The sequence below is a fragment of the Emticicia sp. 17c genome (assembly GCF_037153985.1).
In the GTDB taxonomy this organism is placed as follows: Bacteria; Bacteroidota; Bacteroidia; order Cytophagales; family Spirosomataceae; genus Emticicia.
In genome coordinates, this window is sequence record NZ_JBBAYI010000002.1 from 412,915 (window position 1) to 434,235 (window position 21,321).

Below are 21,321 nucleotides of genomic sequence, written 5' to 3' on the forward strand. Positions count from 1 at the left end.
TACCTATTATGACAAGAATTTTAATTACTTTAATTTTACTTTGCTTTGAGTTAATACTACATTACAAATTTAATCGAATTGCGGCTTATCCTGCCAGAGTTTTGTTATATTCTTACCTTATTTACTGGTGCTATACCGAAAGTAAACCAAAATACGGCATTACCCTGACCGAGAAACTGTATATTATTTCTTGCCTGTTAATTATGGTTTCGCCTATTCCTGGTTTTATCTGGGATTCGGTTCCGGGAAAAGTTTCAGAGATGGTTTTGTTAATGATAAGCCAGCATCTGGTGGCGCATATCTGGATACACCAAGGAGCCAGAATAAACTTCTCAAAAAGGGAAAATCTTTTTCTTAAAATATTAGTTCCTTATATCTTAATTCCGATACTATTTTTTCTGTTTGTAGTTGTTCCTACTTTTCAGTTTCTTCCTATTGTATTATGTAGTATTTATGTAGTACAGCTAATATACATTACTACGTTGTCGGCTTTTGTGCCGTTTCCCGAAAAGAGCAAATGGTATATATCTTTGGCAATGGGCTTACTGGTGTTTTCGAGCGGAGCAAATGCGTTGCGTATTTATGTAGCACATTATGAGTGGGATTTCGCAGTTGTCAGGATTACCAGTACCGTTTTTCGGGTATTTCTGTTAGTAGGCTTGCTACACCGCGAAATACCCGAAAAATACGCTACTTATTTACGCTAATGTTACCAGTGCTTTTTCTATTCTGGCAATTACCTCCTGTTTACCCAGAATCTCCAGTGTAAGCATCAGGTCGGGTCCTTTGCCTAAGCCTGTAATAGCCAGACGAAACGCCTGCATAACCTTACCGGGTTTTATAGCTGCGGCCTCAAGTGCCGGAAAAATCGTATCATGAATAAACTGAGCCTGAAACTGCTCATCGCTTATACCCTGAATAGCCTCTTTGATTATACCGATGGCCTTGCGGGCATCATCGTTCCATTTTGATTTTACGATGTCCTCATCGTATACCGCTGGGCTTTCAAAGATGAATGGCACTTCGTTTACTATCTCCTGAGGGAAAATCACACGGTCTCTCATCAGGCGAACCAACTTCGGAGCTATGTCAGCCGAAGCACCTGTTGGTAGTTGTATTAACTGCACCAGTTCTTCTTCTGTTTTTTCTTTCAGGTAATGCTGGTTAAACCACTTGGCTTTATCAATCATGAATCTGGCACCAGCCTTGTGTATTTTCTCCAGACTAAACGATTCTATCAGCTCGTCCATCGAAAAGATTTCCTGTTCTGTACCTGGGTTCCATCCTAAAAACGCAAGGAAATTCACCATTGCTTCAGGGAAGTACCCATCTTCGCGGAACCCTCTTGCTACTTCACCACTGAAGGGGTCTGTCCATTGTAAAGGAAACACCGGAAAATTTCCAAGCAAACCATCCCGCTTGCTCAACTTACCGTTGCCTTCGGGTTTTAACAATAAAGGCAGGTGGGCAAACTCAGGTGCCTGCCAGCCAAAAGCCCGATAAAGCAAAATGTGTAAAGGAGCCGATGGCAACCACTCTTCGCCACGAATTACGTGTGTAATGCCCATCAGGTGGTCATCAACAATATTTGCCAGATGGTACGTAGGCATTCCGTCTGACTTTAAGAGTATTTTATCATCAATGGTTGATGAATGCACCACTACCCATTCACGGATAATATCTTTAAACCGGATTTCTTCTTTAAGTGGTACTTTCAGGCGGATAACGTATGGCTCACCACTAGCGATTCTGCTGGCTACTTCTTCTTTTGAGAGTGTAAGTGAGTTTTTCATTTGCATACGCGTAACCGCATTGTAAGAGATATTATCGACCTTAGCATCTTCAAGGCGTTTACGCATTTCTTCCAATTCTTCGGCAGTATCAAAAGCATAATAGGCTTTGCCTTCCTGAATGAGTTGCTCTGAATACTGACGATATATTTCTTTTCTTTCCGACTGCCGATAAGGCACATCAGGCCCCCCTACTCCTTGCCCTTCATCTATTTTAATACCAATCCAGTTCAGGGCTTCAAGAATATACTCTTCTGCGCCAGGCACAAAACGGTTCTGGTCTGTGTCTTCTATACGAAGCAGCATTTTTCCACCCATTTTGCGGGCAAATAAATAGTTATATAAAGCCGTACGAACACCCCCGATATGGAGCGGCCCTGTTGGACTCGGCGCGAATCTTACACGAACAGACATAATTTATGCGACAATTTTCGAAATCGTCAAAATCTAGAATAGCACTATTTAAACCCTTAATATGAAAACGGGGCGCAATTTACAAAAAATTTGTAGGCCGATTAGCGAATCTTTCAAAATTAGCCAATCTTATGACGTAACAGCAGGGCTTTTCGGTTTCTTGTATAAAGGTACGGTGCTACAAGGCTCACCAAACATAAGGCTTTGTACGTAGGGTTTTAGCCGACGTGTAATTTCGACATAGGCCGAGGTTGGAACCTCTACTTTACTGCATCCTTTTACCACTACTTTGGCTCCTACGTAATCTTTCACGTCAATCTTTGCAATGGCCTCATCATAAAGTTTTGTTTCCAAATCCTGAAGCGAGCCAAAAACTACCATATTGGCATAAGGCTCAAGGTGCGCCGCCAGAAGCATATAAGCCCATGTAGGAATGATGGCCTCCTCGGTACAGGTAATGGCCACATTCTTGTTGGTATAATAAGCCCAGTCGTGTGTTTTAAGAAACTCCCGAAAGTCTTTCTCTCTCAGGATTAACCCCATATAGAGGTTATCTTTTAAGTCATAGACAATTCTGTCGCCGTTATGATAAAAATCTTCCAGGTCGAGCGAAACCAAGCCACTCTTGCTTACCCTGTTTACGATTAGTTCTTCTTCCATAGTAGTAAAATAAAATTGCACCATTTACAGCACCGATGCTATTAAATGGCACAACGATTAACTTACTTTAATAACATTTTCTTTATTCAGAAAGTTTGCTTTCTGAGTCTCCCAGAGCGTCAGTAGCTCTTACCACGGGTTTAGGCGTAGCTATGGCTAAGGGGATGGGTTTTAGGGAAAGGTATTCGAAAGCTCCGCTGAGGGTCCACATTTTGAGAAAGACACGCCCGAAAACAAACAGTTGCTGAATTACAAACATGATGAAAATTTTAACGGCGGAGGTCATACCAATGGCCGACTCAAGAAACAAGTAAACCAAAACCAGCAAAAGTGCCACTGCCAGAATAGCCCAATAAATACGCATGGTTTTAAAATTCTGGAAGATATAATTAGTAGCTTTCCAGAATCCTACCCAAACGCTAAGCGAAAGATTTTTAAATAAAATTACTTTTGCATAATTGCCAATATTAAGGGCTATTGTTAGTAAAAAGGCCGATACCAAGAATGAGGGTGCAAGCCACGCCATCTGAATAGGCTCTGTGCTGCCGTCGCCCGCTATTATAGAGACCCCTATACATATAACAGAAACCACCAAAACCCCTAACAAGGCCACGGCTTCAATTAAAAATACCAACAGGAATCTACCAAAACATTGTGCTGATTGTCTGAAAAAATTAGTTAATGTAAAAGTGCCTCTGGTAGCAAACTGATTAAGGATACCTCCGGCAAAGAATACATTAAGTATCAGATAAATAAATGATAAACTAAAACCCAATGCCCAGAAAGGCTTAAGTGCTTTTTTGCTTTTACCTAAAAAATCAATAATGACTGTCAGGTTAAATTCTGTAATAAGTTTGTTGAACTCTAACGACCCCTGCGCTTCTGATTGTAGAGTATTATAAACAGGCACTGCCAGAATTAAACCAATGGCAATATTTATAAAAAAAACTGTTAAAACCATTTTCCAGTTTTGGGCAGTTCGGTTAAATGCTTGGGAGAGTATGGTAAACATATTACATATTGGTTAGTTTTTCGTTATTAAGGTGTCTTAGTTTGTCTCTTTTTGTTTTCTTTTCAAGGTTTTTTGTAAATGCTTCTGTGAGGTCTATATTGGTTTGATTAGCCAGACAAATCAGTACAAACAGTACATCGGCCATTTCGTCGCCGAGGTCTTTATTTTTATCTGATTCTTTCTCCGACTGCTCGCCATAGCGGCGGGCCATAATGCGTGCCACCTCACCTACTTCTTCCATCAGCATAGCGGTATTGGTTAGCTCGTTAAAGTACCTCACACCAATAGTTTTAATCCAGTTATCTACTTCCGATTGTGCTTCTGCAATAGTCATACGCCGAACAATTATTTGAGGTGCAAAACTAAACAAAAAAAGCACTTTCCGAAATACATTCTATACAGCAACGTTGTTTTAGAAGCAATTGAGAGAAAAAGAGCTTTTGAACAAATTTAAGGCATTTATAGTCAATAACTTACAAAGCTATTGTTTATTTCTGCTGAGCCATTAATTAATTTTATTTTAATAGCTGTGTTTAAAATGAATACCTTTGTGAGCAATTATAAATTGTTGCAGAAAGGCTTTTTTTCAGCTTTATCAGAAACCTAAAACCTCAGAAGATTACGTAAATTTTATGCACAAATTAAAGAGAACTGCCAATCTAAAAAAAATTTCGGGTTATAGCCTGTTATTATTATTGTTAATAAACATTGCCGGATGTAGACAAAACTCGGGCTCAACTACCCAAAGCGAAGAAACAACAGTAAAACTGGTAAATGCGCCAGCATTTAATGCCGACTCGGCTTATGCTTTTATTGAAAATCAGGTAAAATTCGGGCCGCGGGTTCCGAATACTCCCGCTCATGTAAAGGCCGGAGACTGGATGATAAAAAAATTAAAAGAATATGGGTTTGAAGTAACCGAGCAGCCATTTAAACCGGTTACGTTTGACGGCAAAACATTAAATGCACGCAATATTATAGGTAGTTATAATCCTGCGGCTGCCAAAAGAATTTTATTGGCTGCTCATTGGGACTCACGCCCCTTTGCCGATAAAGATTCGACCAGAAAAGAACAGCCCATTGATGGTGCAAACGATGGCGCAAGTGGTGTAGGTGTGTTACTTGAAATTGCACGTACGATTCATACATCGGCTAAAAAACCTGAAATTGGGATTGACATTATTTTCTTTGACGCAGAAGACTGGGGCGAAAAAGAAGATATGCAGCCCGCGCAAGACAAAGTATATTGGTGTTTAGGGTCACAATACTGGGCCCAAAACCTGCATAAACCCGGGTATTCGGCTTATTTTGGTATCTTGCTCGACATGGTCGGAGCCAAGGGGGCTGTTTTCCCGAAAGAGGGGATGTCGATGCAGTACGCGAGTAGTATCAATAATCAGGTGTGGAACATAGCCAGAACGCTAGGTTATGGCCAGTATTTTATTGAGGAAGAAGGTGCAGGTATTACCGACGACCACGTGTATGTAAACAATTTAGCCAGAATACCGATGATTGATATTCTGCATCAGGAGTTGAATAGCAGCCGCACTTTTGGGGCATACCATCATACGCATCACGACAACATGGGGGTAATTGATAAAAACACCCTGAAAGCCGTCGGGCAAACAGTTATACAGGTTTTATATGAGAGTAACAGCGAAATGCTATAAAGACAGAAAGGGAGTTCAGGCTCCCTTTCTTGTTTATTGGTATTTACAGTTTTTTGTCTTTCTCCAATTTTTCGGCTTTTGCAAAGCTCTTCATGGCTGTCATAATCATTGGGTCGTCGCTATAAACAATCTGGTAATACTCGTTGTTGAGTCCATTTTTAACACTTCGCTGCCAGATATGACGTGCAATGGCTGCTTTTAGCTGAGACTTGATGAAATCTTTTGAGTCGGCAAACTCTTTAGGTGTATATTTTACCCCCAAGCTAGCCCCCAGTTTGTTCATGTCGGTAAGCATGGCTTCAGTAACTACGAAACCTTTCAGGTAACTTTCGAACGATTGCTTTGAAAGTGTTTTACGGTTTTCGTTAGCATACCCCATAGCATATTCGCGGATGATATTCCTGCCATACAAGTCCATCAGGTATTTGGTAATATGGCTTGTATCACGCGGCACGAAGATGTCAGGCGTTACACCGCCACCGCCGTATACCGTACGGCCACCCACCGTTTTGAAACGCATTTTAGGGTTATTCTTGATACTATCAGCCACAAAATATTCTCCTGATTTACCTCTGTCTTCTAATTCGTGCTCGTAGGTATCAAGGCTACCTTTTACATAAGGCTTCTGAATACTTCTGCCACTTGGAATATAATACCGTGAAATTGTCAGGCGGAGTTCAGACCCATCAGAAAGCTGAATAGGTTGTTGTACCAAGCCTTTGCCAAAGGTTCTGCGGCCTACTATCAACGCTCGGTCATAGTCTTGCAATGAGCCCGAAACAATTTCAGAGGCCGAGGCACTTCCTTCATCAACCAATACCACCACAGGGCCCTTCTCAAACATTCCGTTAATGTGTGCGTTGGTTCTGCGGTTATTTCTGGCATCTTTTCCATCGGTATACACAATAACTCCATTTCCTGCCACCAGTTCATCTACTATGTCGGTTGCTCTATCCATGTAGCCGCCGGGGTTTCCTCTTAAATCAAGCAGCAGTTGTTTCATGCCCTGTTTTTGCAAAGCACCCAGATGCTCCTTAAACTCATCGTAAGTGGTTTCAGTGAAACGGTTAATCTTGATATACCCCGTTTTTTTATCGTCCATGATATACGCCGCATCAATTGAGTATTGCGGAATTTTATCACGTATTACCGTAAATTTCAGAAAATCTTTAAAGCCTTTGCGCTTGATTTCCAGTTTTGCTTCTGACCCCCGCTTGCCGCGCAGGTTAGCAAATATATTGGTGCTGTTGGCATCTTTACCTGTCAGGCTGTTATTATTGGCTTTTACAATGGCATCGCCACTCTGAATCCCCACGGCTTCTGAAGGCCCACCCGCCAGCGGCGTAACAACATAGACGGTATCGTTAAATACATTGAACTCTATACCGATGCCATCAAAACCACTTTCCAGTTGTGACCTCGCCAATTGGGCTTCCTGCGGTGGAAAATAATAGGTATGAGGGTCGAGCTTTTCGAGCATTTTTGTAATGGAGTAATCGACCAGACTATCGGTATTGACGGTATCTACGTAGCTTCTGTTAATATAAGTCAGAATCTCTCTGAACTTACTTGTGCTACGAGACACATCGCCCGTTGCTGGGCGACGACCTCCGAAAAATGTTGCTCCTATTAAAATACCTAAAGCAAGTGTAGTACCTACAATAATGGGGGTTCGTACGGTGGTTTTGTTATTTTCTATTTTTTTTTCTTCCACTTTCAATCAGTTATTTATCATTAATGCTCTTATGTTCAGATAAATATAGGTATTTACCGATAAAAACGCTGCTTATTTGCCATTAAAATTCAGATTTGGGTTTTTATTGAACTACACTATTAACAGAAAATCCCTCAAATAAATTTTACAGAAGCCTATTTTTAACAGTACTTACTTAGACAACTCTTTGGCTCTTTTTTCGGCGGCCAGAATCCCACTTACGAGGCCATCAGGCAAACGGCTTTCTTCAAACGTACGTAAGGCGGCTTCGGTAGTGCCTCCCTTTGATGCCACGGCTTTAATTAAATCATCGAGGCTTTTTTCGGCATTATTAATGAGATGATATGACCCCAACATGGTTTGTTTTACCAGCAGGCTTGCCATGCCTTCATCGAAGCCCATTTGCTTGCCTGCTTCTATCATGTGTTTTACCAGATAATAAAAATATGCCGGCCCGCTTCCGCTCAGCGCAGTTACGGCGTCAATCATGCTTTCGTCTTCCAGATACACCGACCGCCCCGTGGCATTAATCAGGTTTTCTACTTTACGTAGTTTGGGGGCATCAACCTCTGGTGCGGCCGTAAAACCTGTAATGCCCATGCCTAGCATAGCGGGTGTATTAGGCATAGCTCTTACTACCAGCTTATGGTTGAGTACCTCCTGAATGCGGGTCATAGGAATACCCGCCATAATTGATAAAATTACCTGTTGTGGCTGAATTACGGCACGTAGTTCTTCTTGAAGAGAAGTAAAATCTTGTGGTTTTACCGAAAGTATAATCAATTCGTAGTCGGCAAGTTGTGCATTAATAGTACTCACCACTACTCCCTCTTTGGCACTTTTCAGGGTTTCGCTTCTTTCCTGACTTTTTTCAATCAGTAATAAATCTTCTTTTTTAACGAGGTCATATTGCAAAAACGAACGGGCAAAAGCCATTCCCATATTTCCGCAACCTATAATAGCTACTTTCATGAGTGTTAATTCTGTATCCTTACGCCGGAGTGTTAGTTAAAAATAAATATCCTTTCAAAAATAAAGGCAGTAAAACTACAAATATAGTGCTGATTTATAAATAGTTAGTTCATCGCCTAATAAGTTTTGCTTGTCAGTTACCCTGAGGTTTGCAGGCAAAACAGGGGCCGCAATACCTTTGTATAGCAATTGCGGGCTACGAAAAACCCTGATTTCATCGAATAGATTAGCTTCAATAAAACTCTGTAACAGGGTGGTGCCACCTTCTACATAAACCGACTGAATTTTACGCTGGTACAAAACCTCTAGCAGATTCGGGATAAAATCTGCCCCGAAATCGACAGCAAGGTAGGTGTTTCTGCCATTAGTTTTATTAACTAACTCATTAATAATGAGGGTATCCTGTGTGTTATCAAGTAAATGTAAAGGGATTAACGACGCTGGCAAGTGCAGTTTACGGTCAATTACTATTCTGACAGGTTGCTTGTCGGCCTCCCACTGGCGGACATTTAATTTGGGGTTATCATAAAGAGCCGTATTGGTGCCTACCATAATGGCATCTTCTTCGCTACGCCATTTATGTGCTACCTTGTGCGATAATTCATTACTGATTTTCAGGGGCTGATACCCCTCGCCGGCAATGTAGGCATCGGCAGTTTGAGCCCATTTCAGAATAATGTAAGGGCGTTTTTGCTCGACATAAGTAAAAAAACGCTCGTTTAACCTACGCCCCTGCTCGGCCAGTAAGCCTTTTTCTACTTCAATGCCTGCCTGTTGTAGTTTTTCAATACCTTTGCCAGCCACTAGAGGGAAGGGGTCGTCGTTACAGATAATTACTTTTTTTACGTGATGCTTCACCAGTAAATCGGCACATGGAGGGGTTTTACCGAAATGAGAACAAGGTTCAAGCGTTACGTACACTACTGCCTCCGAAAGTTTCGAGGGGTCTTTTACATCGTTTACCGCATTTACTTCGGCGTGCCAACTGCCATATTGTTGATGCCAGCCCTCGCCTATTATCTGGTCGTTATGTACAATAACACAACCCACCATGGGGTTCGGGCTTACGTGTCCTCGACCCTTTTCGGCTAGCTGTAAAGCCCTGAGCATGTATTTTTCTTCCATTACTGATTGGTGAATTTGTGAATTAGTCAATAATTTTATGTCCAATTAACTCATATATTTTGAACACCTCATTAGCAAGCAAACAACTATTTGAAGATTTACTGCACCAAATTACGGTGTATGATACGCAGGAAGCAAAAGAAATTGTTTTCTGGTTGCTTGAACACAAGCTAAATCTTAAAAAAATTGATATTCTGAGTAATAAAATAATCGATACACACCAGACTATTGACTGGAGCAATATTGTTGAGCGGTTGAACAACCATGAGCCTATTCAGTATATTTTAGGAGAAACATTTTTTTATGGAAGAAAATTTCTTGTCGATGATTCGGTATTGATTCCACGCCCTGAAACAGAAGAACTCATTGCATTAGTAAGCCAATGGGAAAAACAACAGCAACACCCCACGAAACCTAAAACAGTGCTTGACATAGGCACCGGTAGCGGCTGCATAGCCATTTCGCTGGCAAAGGAGTTATCGAACGCAGAGGTTTCTGCCTATGACATTTCAGCACTTGCATTGGCTACTGCGCAAAAAAATGCAGCCCTCAATCATGCACAGGTACAGTTTGAAAAAGTAGATATTCTGGAAGCAGCTAGTCAGGTGGCAATTACCGGAAAACGTTTCGACATCATCGTCAGTAATCCACCTTATGTTACCCGACAAGAAGCCAACGAAATGCGGAAAAACGTACTGAATTTTGAACCTCATCTGGCTCTTTTTGTAGACGACACGGCCCCTCTTGTATTTTATGAAGCTATTGCCCGTTTTGCCAACCAGACACTAAATCAAGAGGGGTTATTGGTAGTAGAAATCAACGAAAATCTTGGGCCAGAAACAGCAGAAGTTTTTCAGAACGCCGGATTTTCAGAAACAATAATTGTTCAGGATATTCATAAGAAAAACAGATTTGTGAAAGCCACGTTTAGTAAAAAGATGAAAAAGGATTAAGGGTTTTTACGGGTTTTTCCTATCTTCACACTTTATTACGGCAGAATTCCTAAAAACAAACGATTTATTTGATTTCAAAAGGTAACTTTTTTAGAAAATCAAGGTATCTTATTTATTTGTTAATCCAGCAATTGCTCTTAATCGTTATTACAAAACCATGGAAGGTTCGAGACTTTTACATAAGAAAATAAGAGAGGTTTTTTCAGAAACAAGCAAAGTGGTTATAGGACAGGAGCGGTTAATTAACCGGCTACTGATAGGGCTTTTTACAGGTGGGCATATTTTGCTTGAGGGTGTTCCGGGGCTTGCCAAAACCAAAACTATTAATACTCTGGCCAAAGTACTTGACTTAGGCTTTAATCGTATACAATTTACCCCCGACCTGTTGCCGTCTGACCTTGTCGGAACGATGATTTATAACCAGAAATCAGGCGACTTTGAGGTAAAAAAAGGACCTATATTTTCAAACCTGATTCTGGCCGACGAAGTGAACCGCGCCCCTGCCAAAGTGCAATCGGCTTTGCTGGAAGCAATGGCCGAAAAACAGGTAACCATTGGCGATGAAACGCATTTACTTGACCGCCCTTTTCTGGTGATGGCAACCCAAAACCCTGTTGAACAAGAAGGAACCTACCCGCTGCCCGAAGCACAGGTTGACCGTTTTATGATGAAGGTTTTTGTGGATTATCTTGATAAAAACTCAGAATTGGAAATGGTTCGTAAGATGGCGAATCTGAACTTTAATTATGTTCCAAAACCGATTCTGGACACAGAAGAAATTGCCGCTATCAAACAGGAAATTAACCGGATTACCATTTCGGAGATGCTGGAGCGATATATTATTGAACTGGTTTTTTCGACCCGCCGCCCAGCCGAATACGGCCTGAAAGATGAAGCCCGATATATTCAGTTCGGGGTGTCGCCACGTGCGGGCTTGTCGCTCTATAATGCTGCTAAAGCATTGGCTTATTTCGATGAAAGAGATTACGTTTTACCGGAAGATATTAAAGCACTGGTGCATGATGTATTTAACCACAGAATTATTCTGAATTATGAAGCAGAAGCTGACGGTATAACTACCCGCCAAGTAATTGATACCCTACTGAAACGTGTTGCCATTGGCCGATAAAACCTTTATAAACAAAGGGGCTTTTGCAAGCCCCTTGAATTTTATTCATAAATAACACTTAGTAATTCTGCTACGCAGGCGGGCTTTTCGGCCCCTTCTAACTCAAAAACAGCTTCAATAATTAACTTAACTCCGTTAGGTTGCATATCTTCTACGTCTTTCAGCACGGCTTTCATCCGCACCCGACTGCCCGAAGGAACTGGGGTAATAAAGCGAACTTTGTTGGTTCCGTAATTCAGGCCCATTCTGGCTGACTCAACCTTGAACATTTCATACATGAATTTGGGCGAGAGCGACAAAGACAAAAAGCCATGTGCAATGGTTTTGCCAAATGGCGAAAACTGTTTGGCCATTTCCTCATTGACATGAATCCACTGGTCATCAAAAGTAGCACTGGCAAAATCATTAATCATTTCCTGCGAAAGCGTCTGCCAGCTTGAAATGCCTAACTCTTGCCCTTTAAAGGCTTTTAAAGCGGCAATATCTTTGAAAACAAGTTTTTCTCCTTCTTTTTTGGTTTCAACGGGTTTCTCTTCCCTTACCTCAACACTTGCTTTGGTCTCTTTGTAAACAGGCATCGTTACGTCATCTGCCATTACTACTACGGCCTTACCGATTACTTTCCTGTTCATTAAATCGTTTAAAGCCTCTGATGCTTTTTCGAGTGGATATAATTGATGAATATGCGGGCGAAGTTTCCCTTTCATGAAGTATCCGGCAAGCTCCTGTATATTCTGCATATTTTTAGCTGATTCTTTTTCTGCAAACTGGCCCCAGAATACCCCAACAATAGAACATCCTTTTAATAAAGCCAGATTCAGCGGAATTTTCGGAATTTCGCCAGCCGCAAAACCAACAACCAGATAACGGCCTTTCCAAGCCATAGAGCGCAAAGCTGGCTCGGCATACTTGTCTCCTACGGCATCATAAATAACATCAACACCTTTGCCGTCTGTAATTGTTTTTATTTTTTCTCTTAAATCTTCGTGCGTGTAATTAATGGCGTAATCGGCTCCTTTCTCCTGACAAATAGCCAGTTTTTCCTGACTTGAAGCCGCTGCTATTACTTTAGCTCCCATTAATTTACCGAGCTCAACGGCTGCAAGGCCCACACCTCCGGCAGCACCCAATACCAATAGGGTTTCGCCTGCTTTTAATTCGGCGCGGTCTTTTAAAGCATGGAAAGAAGTACCATAGTTATACATTACCGAGGCTGCTGTTACAAAGTCCATCGAAGGCAGCATCGGAAAAACACGTCGGGCATCCACCAGCACTTCTTCGGCCATACCACCCCAGCCGGTCATGGCAAAAACCTTGTCGCCTGCTTTCAGGTGCTTTACCCCTTCTCCTACTTCTTTGACTACACCTGCAATTTCGCCTCCGGGCGAAAAGGGCAATGCCGGCTTGAACTGATAGAGATTTCGGATGATAAGCGTATCAGGGAAATTGGCACTACATGCCTTGATAGTTACAACTACTTTTCCTGCTTCGGCTCTGAGGGGTTCAAGTTCTTCTAAAACCAGCGTATCGGGTAGGCCGAATTCCTTACATAAGAGTGCTTTCATAGGTGGTTCTGTTTCGATTATTTTTTACATGCTTCCACAAGGCTTTTAAAGGTAGCCACACCTTTTTGGGCTTCTGCTATGGTATTAACCATTAAGTTAATTTCGTTGGCAAAACCCGGTTTAGTATCTTTGGTTTGCTTAATAAACTTTTCTTTATTTAATGTATAACCGGTTATACTAACGGTTTTACCCGATACATCGACCTCAATTTTTTTAGGGTCAATATCATATAAATTCCATTCTGAAACCAGCTCAACTGTTTTTTTCGATTCTGCCAGACTATTGCTTAACTTCCATTTGCATTTATCGCCTTCCTGTAAAGTTAGCGTTTGTTTCGGATTTTCTACCACTTTTAGGGTATTAACAAGCCAATTAAAATCACCCACGCTTATGTTGCCTTTACAGGTATTTGAAAGTACGCTTAATGCCTCTAGCAAATAGCGAGCGTCTTCGATGTCGGCTACCAGAAAATCAAGGCTATTTTCGTAGTTCTGTAAAAGCCCATCTTTGGTATATTGAATGTATTTTTTATTATCTACAACTTTTGCCGAGATTCTGACTATTTCTTTTGAAACAGCTATTTTGTAGTCTGTCAGGTCGCCGAAATTAAAAGCGAAGGTTTCTTCAATCGTTTTGCCTTTTACCTCTGATTTAAGCCGATAGGTCGTGAGGCAGAAGGGGTCTATCTGCTGGGTATAAGCCGATTCATTTACTTTAAAATCCTTTAAACGATTTTTTAGCACTTTAAAGGCTTCGTCTTTAGTACTTACTTTAGGTACTCTGGCTTGTAGTTCTTTTTTAGCTAGCGGAATTATTTTCTGAATTGCCATTAGCAAAATAGCACCTTCGTTAGGCGTGGCAGTCAGTATTTTTATTTCGTCGTCATAGCCTTTTACTGTATTGCCCTGCTGAGTTTTAATATAGTCATTTTTCGCTTTCACTATTACAGACACCTCTTTACCACTAATTTTAAGTTCAGCACCATTCTCGTTGAAATCTCCCCAACTGAAATCAGATTGTAGGTCGGTGGTTTTCTTGCCGTCATTTTCTTGTACAACCAGTGTGGCACGGTCTTTATAGGTAGTTGATTTCTTAAAATTCTGTTTAGCCGATGTCTTATCAAACGAAACCTCTTTTATGTTTTGCTCAAAATAGTTTTGTAAAGCCAGTAAATCGTCTTTAGGTAGTTTTATTGAAGCTTCCCAAGCAGGTTTGGCAGCTGCCATGGCATCTTTCAGGTGTTTTTCCAACTCGCGCGAGTCGTCTATGTTTTCAGAAAGTAGCTCAAGTTCGTTTGCATAATTCTGCATTTCGCCCCCTTTTGTATACCTGATTACCTTGAGGTTTTTCTGGGTACTTAATTCAACCTTCATTTCTTTGCTTGAAGTGCTTCTTTTTATGTCGCTTATCAAGGCCAGATTAAATTCATAGGTTTCTTCGGTGCTTTTACCTTTCGCGTCGGTGGTGGTAATTGCCAGTTTAAGATTATACGGCGCAGCGTTATCATAACTTAATTGCTGACTAACAGTAGACTTATCCAACTTTACTTCTTTTACGTAGTTTTTGGCTTTGTCGAGTGAGGCTTTAAGATTGCCTTGTGCATTTGCCAGAAATGGCAATAAAATCAGGAAATATCTGATGCAGTTTTTCATGGGATGATTATGTAATATGATGATTGACGGGTAAAATTAAGGAGATAAAATTTTACCCTTTTAACCGCCCAATAAAAAAAGCAGCATTATCGGTTGAAATGCTGCTTTTCATGAATGAAATGATGTTTTTTACCCAACCCAAGCCTTTACTTCATCGAGGGTAGGCATTTTATCTTCGATTTTCAGTTTTTTTCTTACACCGCCCAAATCATTGAAAATTTTGTTGGGGTTTGCACCTTTTAATTGCTCAACCATCACGAAGCCCATTTTCTGTAAAGCCGGAATCCAGACCGTTGGAACCCCAATTGCTTCGTAATCGGCATTGGTCGATACCTCTTGTTTTTTCTCAGGGCGCATCTGAGGGAAAAACAGCACTTCCTGAATACTGGCATTGTCTGTCAGCATCATTGTTAAACGGTCAATACCAATTCCAATACCTGCGGTTGGCGGCATACCATACTCTAACGAACGAATAAAGTCTTCATCCATTGCCATTGCTTCTTCGTCGCCACGCTCAGCTAGTTTCAATTGTTCTTCAAAGCGTTCACGTTGGTCAATAGGGTCGTTTAATTCTGAATAGGCATTGGCTACTTCCTTACCATTAACAAATAGTTCAAAACGCTCTACCAGACCGGGTTTGCTACGATGCTTTTTTGTTAGCGGCGACATCTCAACCGGATAATCGATAATAAAAGTTGGTTGAATCAGATTTGATTCTACTTTTTCGCCAAAAATTTCATCAATCAACTTTGCTTTACCCATGGTGTTATCTACTTCGATACCCCATTGGCGGCAGTATTGAAGGGTTTCTTCTTCTGACAACTCTCCAACATTAACCCCTGTATATTTTTCGATGGCCTCCAGAATACTCAACCGTGCAAATGGGCCTGCAAAGTCCAGTTCATGGTCGCCCGATTTGAATTTCGTAGTTCCATGCACAGCAAGTGCTACTCTTTCAAATATTTCTTCGGTGATGTTCATCATCCATTCATAATCTTTGTAAGCTATATAGAACTCCAAAGAAGTAAACTCAGGATTGTGGGTTCTGTCCATCCCTTCATTACGGAACATCTTGCCAAATTCATATACGCCATCAAAGCCACCCACAATGAGGCGTTTGAGGTATAACTCATTGGCTATACGCATATACAAAGGCATATCAAGCGTATTATGGTGAGTTTTAAACGGGCGTGCCGCTGCTCCGCCATGAATAGGTTGCAAGATAGGCGTTTCTACTTCCAGCCAGCCGCGCTCGTCGAACATCTGGCGCATGGTAGTAATAATTCTGGCTCTTTTAATAAAAATATCTTTGATATGCGGATTTACGATTAAATCGACATAGCGTTGGCGATAACGTTGTTCAGGGTCAGAAAACGCATCATATACTTTGCCGTCTACCTCTTTTACTACCGGAAGCGGGCGCAATGATTTGTTCAGAATCTTGAATTCGGTTACATGAATTGATATTTCGTTGGTTTGGGTAGTAAATACAAAACCTTTTACACCGATAATATCACCAATATCTAACAATTTCTTAAAAACAGTATTATATAAGGTTTTGTCTTCGTCAGGGCATAAATCATCACGACGAAAATATAGCTGGATTCTACCCGTTGAATCTTGCAGTTCGGCAAATGAGGCACTTCCCATAATACGGAAGTTCATGAGGCGCCCGGCAATAGAAACATTCTTATAATCTAGCTTATTGTTTTCGTAATTCTTATGAATATCGGCACATGTAACATTTACCTCAAATAATTCGGCAGGATATGGGTCAATCCCCATTGCCATTAACTCTTGCCTTTTCTGACGGCGTAAAATTTCTTGTTCGCTAAGAACCATCGTTTTATCTTTTTATTTTCAATATAAATATGAAGCGCAAAGTTAGAAAAAAATGTCGGATTATTATTTATTACCACTCATCTACAAAAAACCGCTTCCATCATTTTTTGTTTTGGAAATATTGTTCATAACAATATCTTTGTGATATCAATTTAATATCAAACATCTAAACCTCATGAAAGAAAAAGAATTATCTTCACAATCGGGTTATATCTTGTTTATAGCCGGACTTTTGTTAATAATTGTACCTTCGTTAACCTTAATGCAAATTGCTCCGGTTTTAGCCGTTATACTCGACATAGCCGGTTTTATCCTTATTATCGGGCTAACAGTTATTAACCCTAATGAAGCAGCAGTTGCTACTTTCTTTGGCGATTACATGGGCACCATGAAACAAAATGGTTTACGTTGGGTAAACCCTTTGTACCGCCGCAAGAAAATCAGCCTTCGTGCCAGAAACCTGAATGGCCAGAAACTAAAAGTAAATGACAAACTAGGCAACCCTATCGAAATTGCAGCCGTTGTGGTTTGGCGTGTGAGCGATACCGCCAAAGCAGTTTTTGAAGTAGATGATTATCAGAAATTTGTGGATATTCAGTCGGAAGCGGCTGTGCGCCACCTTGCAAGCTCGTATGCTTATGATAACATTGAAGACGAACAAGCAACAATTACGTTAAGAGACGGTTCAGGTAAAATTAACGAAATGCTTGAAAAAGAACTGAACGAGCGTATTGCACAAGCAGGTGTTGAGGTGATAGAAGCCCGTATCAGCCACTTATCTTATGCACCCGAAATTGCAGGCGCAATGCTGCAACGCCAACAAGCAACTGCTGTGGTGGCTGCCCGTAAACAAATTGTTGAAGGAGCCGTGGGTATGGTTGAAATGGCTTTGGCGCGTTTGTCAGAAAAAGAAATTGTTCATCTTGACGAAGAACGAAAAGCTGCTATGGTAAGCAATTTATTGGTAGTTTTGTGTGGTGAAAAATCTGTAAGCCCCGTGGTAAATACCGGAACCTTATATAACTAATGGCAAGTGAAAAAAAAGCATTTGTCTTAAGGGTCAGTCCAGAAATGCTGAAAGAGCTTGAAAAGTGGTCGGCCGAAGAGTTCAGAAGTCTGAACGGACAAATAGAATACATTTTAAGCGATGCGCTTAAAAAAAGAAAAAAGAGCAAAAAAAGCGAAGAATAAACCTAACCGGAGGTACATTAAAATACCTCCGGTTGTAATTTTCTATGCAATGATGAATATATTTTTGAGTAGTTTTTATACTTCTATTGCTATGCCTGTATGAGCTATCTGCTTTTTATTTCATAGATTCTTTAAAATCTCTTCCGATTTCCTTAAAATTCCATTGTTTTATTTCTGATAAAGACACGTATAAGTAGCTAATTTTCGCTATTTTTGCGGCTCATTATCAGATTTTATAGTTTATGCAAATCAAGGAAATTCTTACACTGACACCTGTACAACAAGAAGTAACAGTAAAGGGCTGGGTACGTACAAAAAGAGGACAAGCAGCCGTAACATTCATTGCAATTAACGATGGCTCGACCATTCATAATATTCAGGCAGTAGTAGAGGGTAATAATATCAATGAAGATACTTTGAAATTGGTTACAACAGGCTCTTGTGTTGCGGTAACCGGAAAACTGATTGCTTCTGTGGGTTCAGGCCAGGCAGTTGAAGTAAAAGCCGAGAAAGTAGAAGTATATGGCACGGCCGATGAGACCTTCCCGATGCAGCCTAAACGCCACTCGATGGAGTTCCTACGCGAAAAAGCCCACCTTCGTTTCCGTACAAATACTTTTGGAGCCATTTTCCGTATACGTCATGCTTTGGCATTTGCTATTCATAAGTATTTCAACGATAACGGATTCTTTTACCTGCATACGCCTATCATTACGGCTTCTGATGCCGAAGGTGCCGGAGAAATGTTTCATGTAACTACGCTGGACATAAAAAATCCTCCAAAAACTGAAACCGGCGACATCGACTACAAAGAGGATTTCTTTGGCCGCGAAACAAGCCTAACGGTATCGGGGCAGTTAGAGGGAGAACTAGGTGCGTTGGCGTTATCAAAGATTTATACTTTCGGGCCAACTTTCCGCGCTGAAAACTCAAATACAACCCGCCACCTAGCAGAGTTCTGGATGATTGAACCGGAAGTAGCTTTCTACGAATTGGAAGATAACATGACATTGGCAGAAGATTTTGTGCAGTATGTAATAAAATACGCACTCGAAAACTGTGCCGACGACTTGGCTTTTCTGGAAAAACGCTTGTTAGATGAAGAGAAAAACAAACCTCAGAACGAACGTAGTGATATGTCGCTGATTGAAAAACTACGTTTTGTGGTAGATAACAAATTTGAACGTCTGACTTATACCGAAGCCATCGAAATTTTATTAAAATCGAAACCACATAAGGAGAAAAAATTCCAGTATCCTGTTGAGTGGGGCATCGACTTACAATCAGAGCACGAACGTTATCTGGTAGAAAAGCATTTCAAAAAACCGGTGATTCTTACAAACTATCCGCGTGAGATTAAGGCATTCTACATGAAACAGGATGCCGACGGAAAAACAGTAAGAGCAATGGATGTGTTGTTTCCGGGTATTGGCGAAATCATTGGGGGCTCACAACGTGAAGATGACTACGAAAAGCTTTTAAGCCGCGTAAAAGAAGTAGGCATTGACCCTGAAAACATCTGGTGGTATCTTGAAACCCGTAAGTTTGGTTCAGCACCACACGCTGGTTTTGGTTTAGGTTTCGAACGTCTGGTACTATTCGTAACAGGTATGACTAACATCCGTGACGTAATTGCCTTCCCGAGAACACCAAAAAGTGCTGAATTTTAATTATAGAACTAAATGCTACTTACGCTCGCTATATTTCTTGCTATTGCTTTTGCCAATGTGGTGGTCGGGGTTTATCTCGAGCGTAAGATATCTGCTTTTATACAAGACCGCCTCGGCCCTATGGAAGTAGGCCACTGGGGCCTTTTACAGTTGGTTGCCGACTTACTGAAACTGATTCAGAAAGAAGACATCATTCCTGCCAATGCCGACCGCTCGTTGTTTAAGTTTGCTCCTATCATGTTATTCATGGTTGTTTTTGCAGGCTTTGCGGTTTTTCCGCTTTCGTCGGGCTTGCCGGGTTCGGGCACGCAAACAGGTGTTTTTCTGCTACTGGCTGTGGTTTCTTTAGATATTCTGGCTATTATGATGGCCGGATGGGCCTCTAACAATAAATACTCTTTATTAGGATCCATGCGCTCGGTGGCACAAATTATTTCTTATGAAGTGCCGTTGGGCTTATCGGTTTTGTGTGTGATACTCATTACCCAGACACTCGACTTGCAGGAAATCAGCTTTCAACAAGGTATTTTCTGGAATGAAAAAAACTACCTTTTCGGCATTAAAGCATTAGGGGTAGATGTAAGCGAAATAGGTGGCTTTCTGACTTGGAATATTTTCAGAAATCCTTTTTTGCTTATTGGCTTTGTTATCTACTTTATTGCTGCCCTTGCTGAAAGTAATCGCGCCCCTTTTGATTTACCCGAGGCAGAATCGGAACTGATAGCAGGGTTTCATACCGAGTATTCGGGTTTTAGGTGGGCTATTATTATGCTCTCTGAATATGCCATGATGCTACTGGTATCAATACTGGGTGTGGTTTTATTTTTAGGTGGCTGGAATACCCCTCTACCAAATATTGGCCCTGCACAACTGGCTAACTGGACGAGCGGAGAAGTTGGGCAATGGTCGGGAAACCTGTGGGGAGCTTTCTGGTTATTATCAAAGTCTTACCTGTTAATTTTTATCCAGATGTGGGTTCGTTGGACACTCCCACGCTTACGTGTTGACCAACTGATGCACCTTTCTTGGAAAGTCCTTACGCCGTTCTGTCTGGTTTTGTTGCTAATTTCAGGAATCTGGCGTCTGTTAATGATTTAAACAGCCTAAACAAGTAAGCATAAAATTTCCAGACCGTAAGATTATATTTTACGTAACCCTTCCGTATCGGGTACGCATCAACCCAATTCAAACCAACCTCTAAACTGGTGGGCTTTTTCTTTACTGATAATTATTTCTTCTTTGGTTGCTACCAGTAACTTTACTTCTATTTTACCCGTAAAATGTGTTCTGTAACTTTCAATAGCTGTTTTATTGATAATAAACTGGCGGTTAGCTCTAAAGAAATGCTCAGGATTTAACAATTCTTCTACTTCATCAAGCGAGTTATAATCAGTTATCAGGCGTTGTGAATTAGTGTCTGCAAAGGTTTGTAGCCAGATTACCTCATCTCTGTAAAAACACGCAACGCGGTTATCCGGTATAGCCACAATACTGCGCTGATGATGCGCCGTAAAGCGGGTTTTATATTTATGCCCTGTTGCGTGGTTTTTTAAGTCAGTTAACAGGCTTTCCAGTTGTTCCTGATACACATCTGATTTAGAAGTGTGCAGGTTTTTTCTGAATTTGGCAAAAGCACAAGTCAATTCTTCTTTATCGATAGGTTTCAGCAGGTAATCAATACTATTAAGTTTAAAAGCACGAATAGCGTATTCGTCATAAGCGGTAGTAAAAATAATAGGGCAATTCGGGCTTATTTCCTGAAAAATATCAAAACTTACGCCATCCGAAAGCTGAATATCCGATAGTATCACATCAGGTTCAGGATGAGTTTTAAACCACGAAGATGCTTCTCTTACACTGCCAATTACAGCCAGTATATGAGCCGTAGGCTCTAATTCCTGAACAAGTTTTTCAAGATTCTTGGCTACTAGTGGTTCATCTTCTATAATTAATATTTTCATG

Annotated in this window: 19 protein-coding genes; 8 read left to right on the forward strand and 11 right to left on the reverse strand. The window is 41.0% G+C overall.

Annotated features, from left to right (window positions below; all coding sequences use genetic code 11):
* The first annotated feature begins 8 nt into the window (after positions 1-8).
* Positions 9-707, forward strand: a complete 699-nt coding sequence (locus WAA15_RS06290; protein WP_337041788.1) for a hypothetical protein — start codon at positions 9-11, stop codon at positions 705-707.
* On the opposite strand, the gene gltX is transcribed toward WAA15_RS06290, so the two are convergent.
* The 4 genes from gltX to WAA15_RS06310 form a co-directional block, all read right to left on the reverse strand.
* Positions 699-2,204, reverse strand: coding sequence for a glutamate--tRNA ligase (gene gltX / locus WAA15_RS06295; RefSeq protein WP_337041789.1), 1,506 nt, complete (start codon positions 2,202-2,204; stop codon positions 699-701). The two genes, WAA15_RS06290 and gltX, sit on opposite strands and share 9 nt — an antisense overlap.
* Before the next feature lie 129 nt (positions 2,205-2,333).
* The gene (locus WAA15_RS06300) at positions 2,334-2,864 is read right to left on the reverse strand and encodes a DUF2480 family protein (protein ID WP_337041791.1); all 531 of its coding nucleotides are present in this window, start codon (positions 2,862-2,864) and stop codon (positions 2,334-2,336) included.
* Positions 2,865-2,946: 82 nt separating this feature from the next.
* Positions 2,947-3,876, reverse strand: a complete 930-nt coding sequence (locus tag WAA15_RS06305; protein WP_337041792.1) for a hypothetical protein — start codon at positions 3,874-3,876, stop codon at positions 2,947-2,949.
* 1 nt (position 3,877) lies between these two features.
* The gene (locus tag WAA15_RS06310) at positions 3,878-4,210 is read right to left on the reverse strand and encodes a nucleotide pyrophosphohydrolase (protein ID WP_337041794.1); all 333 of its coding nucleotides are present in this window, start codon (positions 4,208-4,210) and stop codon (positions 3,878-3,880) included.
* Between the two features lie 298 nt (positions 4,211-4,508).
* On the opposite strand from WAA15_RS06310, the gene WAA15_RS06315 reads away from it, so the two are divergent.
* Positions 4,509-5,546, forward strand: a complete 1,038-nt coding sequence (locus WAA15_RS06315) for a M28 family peptidase (protein ID WP_337041796.1) — start codon at positions 4,509-4,511, stop codon at positions 5,544-5,546.
* Between the two features lie 43 nt (positions 5,547-5,589).
* On the opposite strand, the gene WAA15_RS06320 is transcribed toward WAA15_RS06315, so the two are convergent.
* From WAA15_RS06320 to ribD, 3 genes are all read right to left on the reverse strand, one after another.
* The gene (locus WAA15_RS06320) at positions 5,590-7,260 is read right to left on the reverse strand and encodes a S41 family peptidase (protein WP_337041797.1); all 1,671 of its coding nucleotides are present in this window, start codon (positions 7,258-7,260) and stop codon (positions 5,590-5,592) included.
* Between the two features lie 171 nt (positions 7,261-7,431).
* A complete protein-coding gene (proC, locus tag WAA15_RS06325) occupies positions 7,432-8,232 on the reverse strand; it encodes a pyrroline-5-carboxylate reductase (RefSeq protein ID WP_337041798.1) in 801 nt (266 codons plus the stop codon).
* Between the two features lie 75 nt (positions 8,233-8,307).
* Positions 8,308-9,357, reverse strand: coding sequence for a bifunctional diaminohydroxyphosphoribosylaminopyrimidine deaminase/5-amino-6-(5-phosphoribosylamino)uracil reductase RibD (gene ribD, locus WAA15_RS06330; RefSeq protein ID WP_337041800.1), 1,050 nt, complete (start codon positions 9,355-9,357; stop codon positions 8,308-8,310).
* A 59-nt stretch (positions 9,358-9,416) separates the two neighbouring features.
* On the opposite strand from ribD, the gene prmC reads away from it, so the two are divergent.
* Both prmC and WAA15_RS06340 read left to right on the forward strand, forming a co-directional pair.
* Positions 9,417-10,310 carry a peptide chain release factor N(5)-glutamine methyltransferase gene (prmC, locus tag WAA15_RS06335; RefSeq protein WP_337041801.1) on the forward strand — a complete coding sequence of 298 codons (894 nt, stop codon included), beginning with the start codon at positions 9,417-9,419 and terminating at the stop codon, positions 10,308-10,310.
* A gap of 157 nt (positions 10,311-10,467) precedes the next feature.
* Positions 10,468-11,439, forward strand: a complete 972-nt coding sequence (locus WAA15_RS06340; protein WP_337041802.1) for an AAA family ATPase — start codon at positions 10,468-10,470, stop codon at positions 11,437-11,439.
* 41 nt (positions 11,440-11,480) lie between these two features.
* Here WAA15_RS06340 and WAA15_RS06345 read toward each other — a convergent pair whose 3' ends face one another.
* The 3 genes from WAA15_RS06345 to lysS form a co-directional block, all read right to left on the reverse strand.
* The gene (locus WAA15_RS06345) at positions 11,481-13,004 is read right to left on the reverse strand and encodes a zinc-binding dehydrogenase (RefSeq protein WP_337041804.1); all 1,524 of its coding nucleotides are present in this window, start codon (positions 13,002-13,004) and stop codon (positions 11,481-11,483) included.
* Positions 13,005-13,021: 17 nt separating this feature from the next.
* Positions 13,022-14,656 (reverse strand): hypothetical protein, encoded by a 1,635-nt coding sequence (locus WAA15_RS06350; protein ID WP_337041805.1) that lies wholly within the window; start codon positions 14,654-14,656, stop codon positions 13,022-13,024.
* Positions 14,657-14,785: 129 nt separating this feature from the next.
* Positions 14,786-16,498: a lysine--tRNA ligase gene (gene lysS / locus WAA15_RS06355; protein WP_337041807.1), complete on the reverse strand. Its 1,713-nt coding sequence runs from the start codon at positions 16,496-16,498 to the stop codon at positions 14,786-14,788.
* Positions 16,499-16,673: 175 nt separating this feature from the next.
* Between lysS and WAA15_RS06360 the strand changes: the two genes are divergently transcribed.
* From WAA15_RS06360 to nuoH, 4 genes are all read left to right on the forward strand, one after another.
* On the forward strand, positions 16,674-17,525 hold the full coding sequence (locus WAA15_RS06360) for an SPFH domain-containing protein (protein WP_337041808.1): 852 nt from the start codon (positions 16,674-16,676) through the stop codon (positions 17,523-17,525).
* The gene (locus WAA15_RS06365) at positions 17,525-17,689 is read left to right on the forward strand and encodes an Arc family DNA-binding protein (RefSeq protein ID WP_337041810.1); all 165 of its coding nucleotides are present in this window, start codon (positions 17,525-17,527) and stop codon (positions 17,687-17,689) included. Before WAA15_RS06360 ends, WAA15_RS06365 begins: the two co-directional genes overlap by 1 nt.
* Before the next feature lie 242 nt (positions 17,690-17,931).
* Entirely contained in the window at positions 17,932-19,359 is a 1,428-nt protein-coding gene (gene asnS, locus WAA15_RS06370; protein ID WP_337041812.1) for an asparagine--tRNA ligase, read from the forward strand.
* Positions 19,360-19,371: 12 nt separating this feature from the next.
* The gene (gene nuoH, locus WAA15_RS06375; protein ID WP_337041813.1) at positions 19,372-20,457 is read left to right on the forward strand and encodes an NADH-quinone oxidoreductase subunit NuoH; all 1,086 of its coding nucleotides are present in this window, start codon (positions 19,372-19,374) and stop codon (positions 20,455-20,457) included.
* A 77-nt stretch (positions 20,458-20,534) separates the two neighbouring features.
* Here the strand turns inward: nuoH and WAA15_RS06380 are convergent, their stop codons facing one another.
* The gene (locus WAA15_RS06380) at positions 20,535-21,320 is read right to left on the reverse strand and encodes a LytR/AlgR family response regulator transcription factor (protein ID WP_337041815.1); all 786 of its coding nucleotides are present in this window, start codon (positions 21,318-21,320) and stop codon (positions 20,535-20,537) included.
* Position 21,321 lies beyond the last annotated feature (1 nt).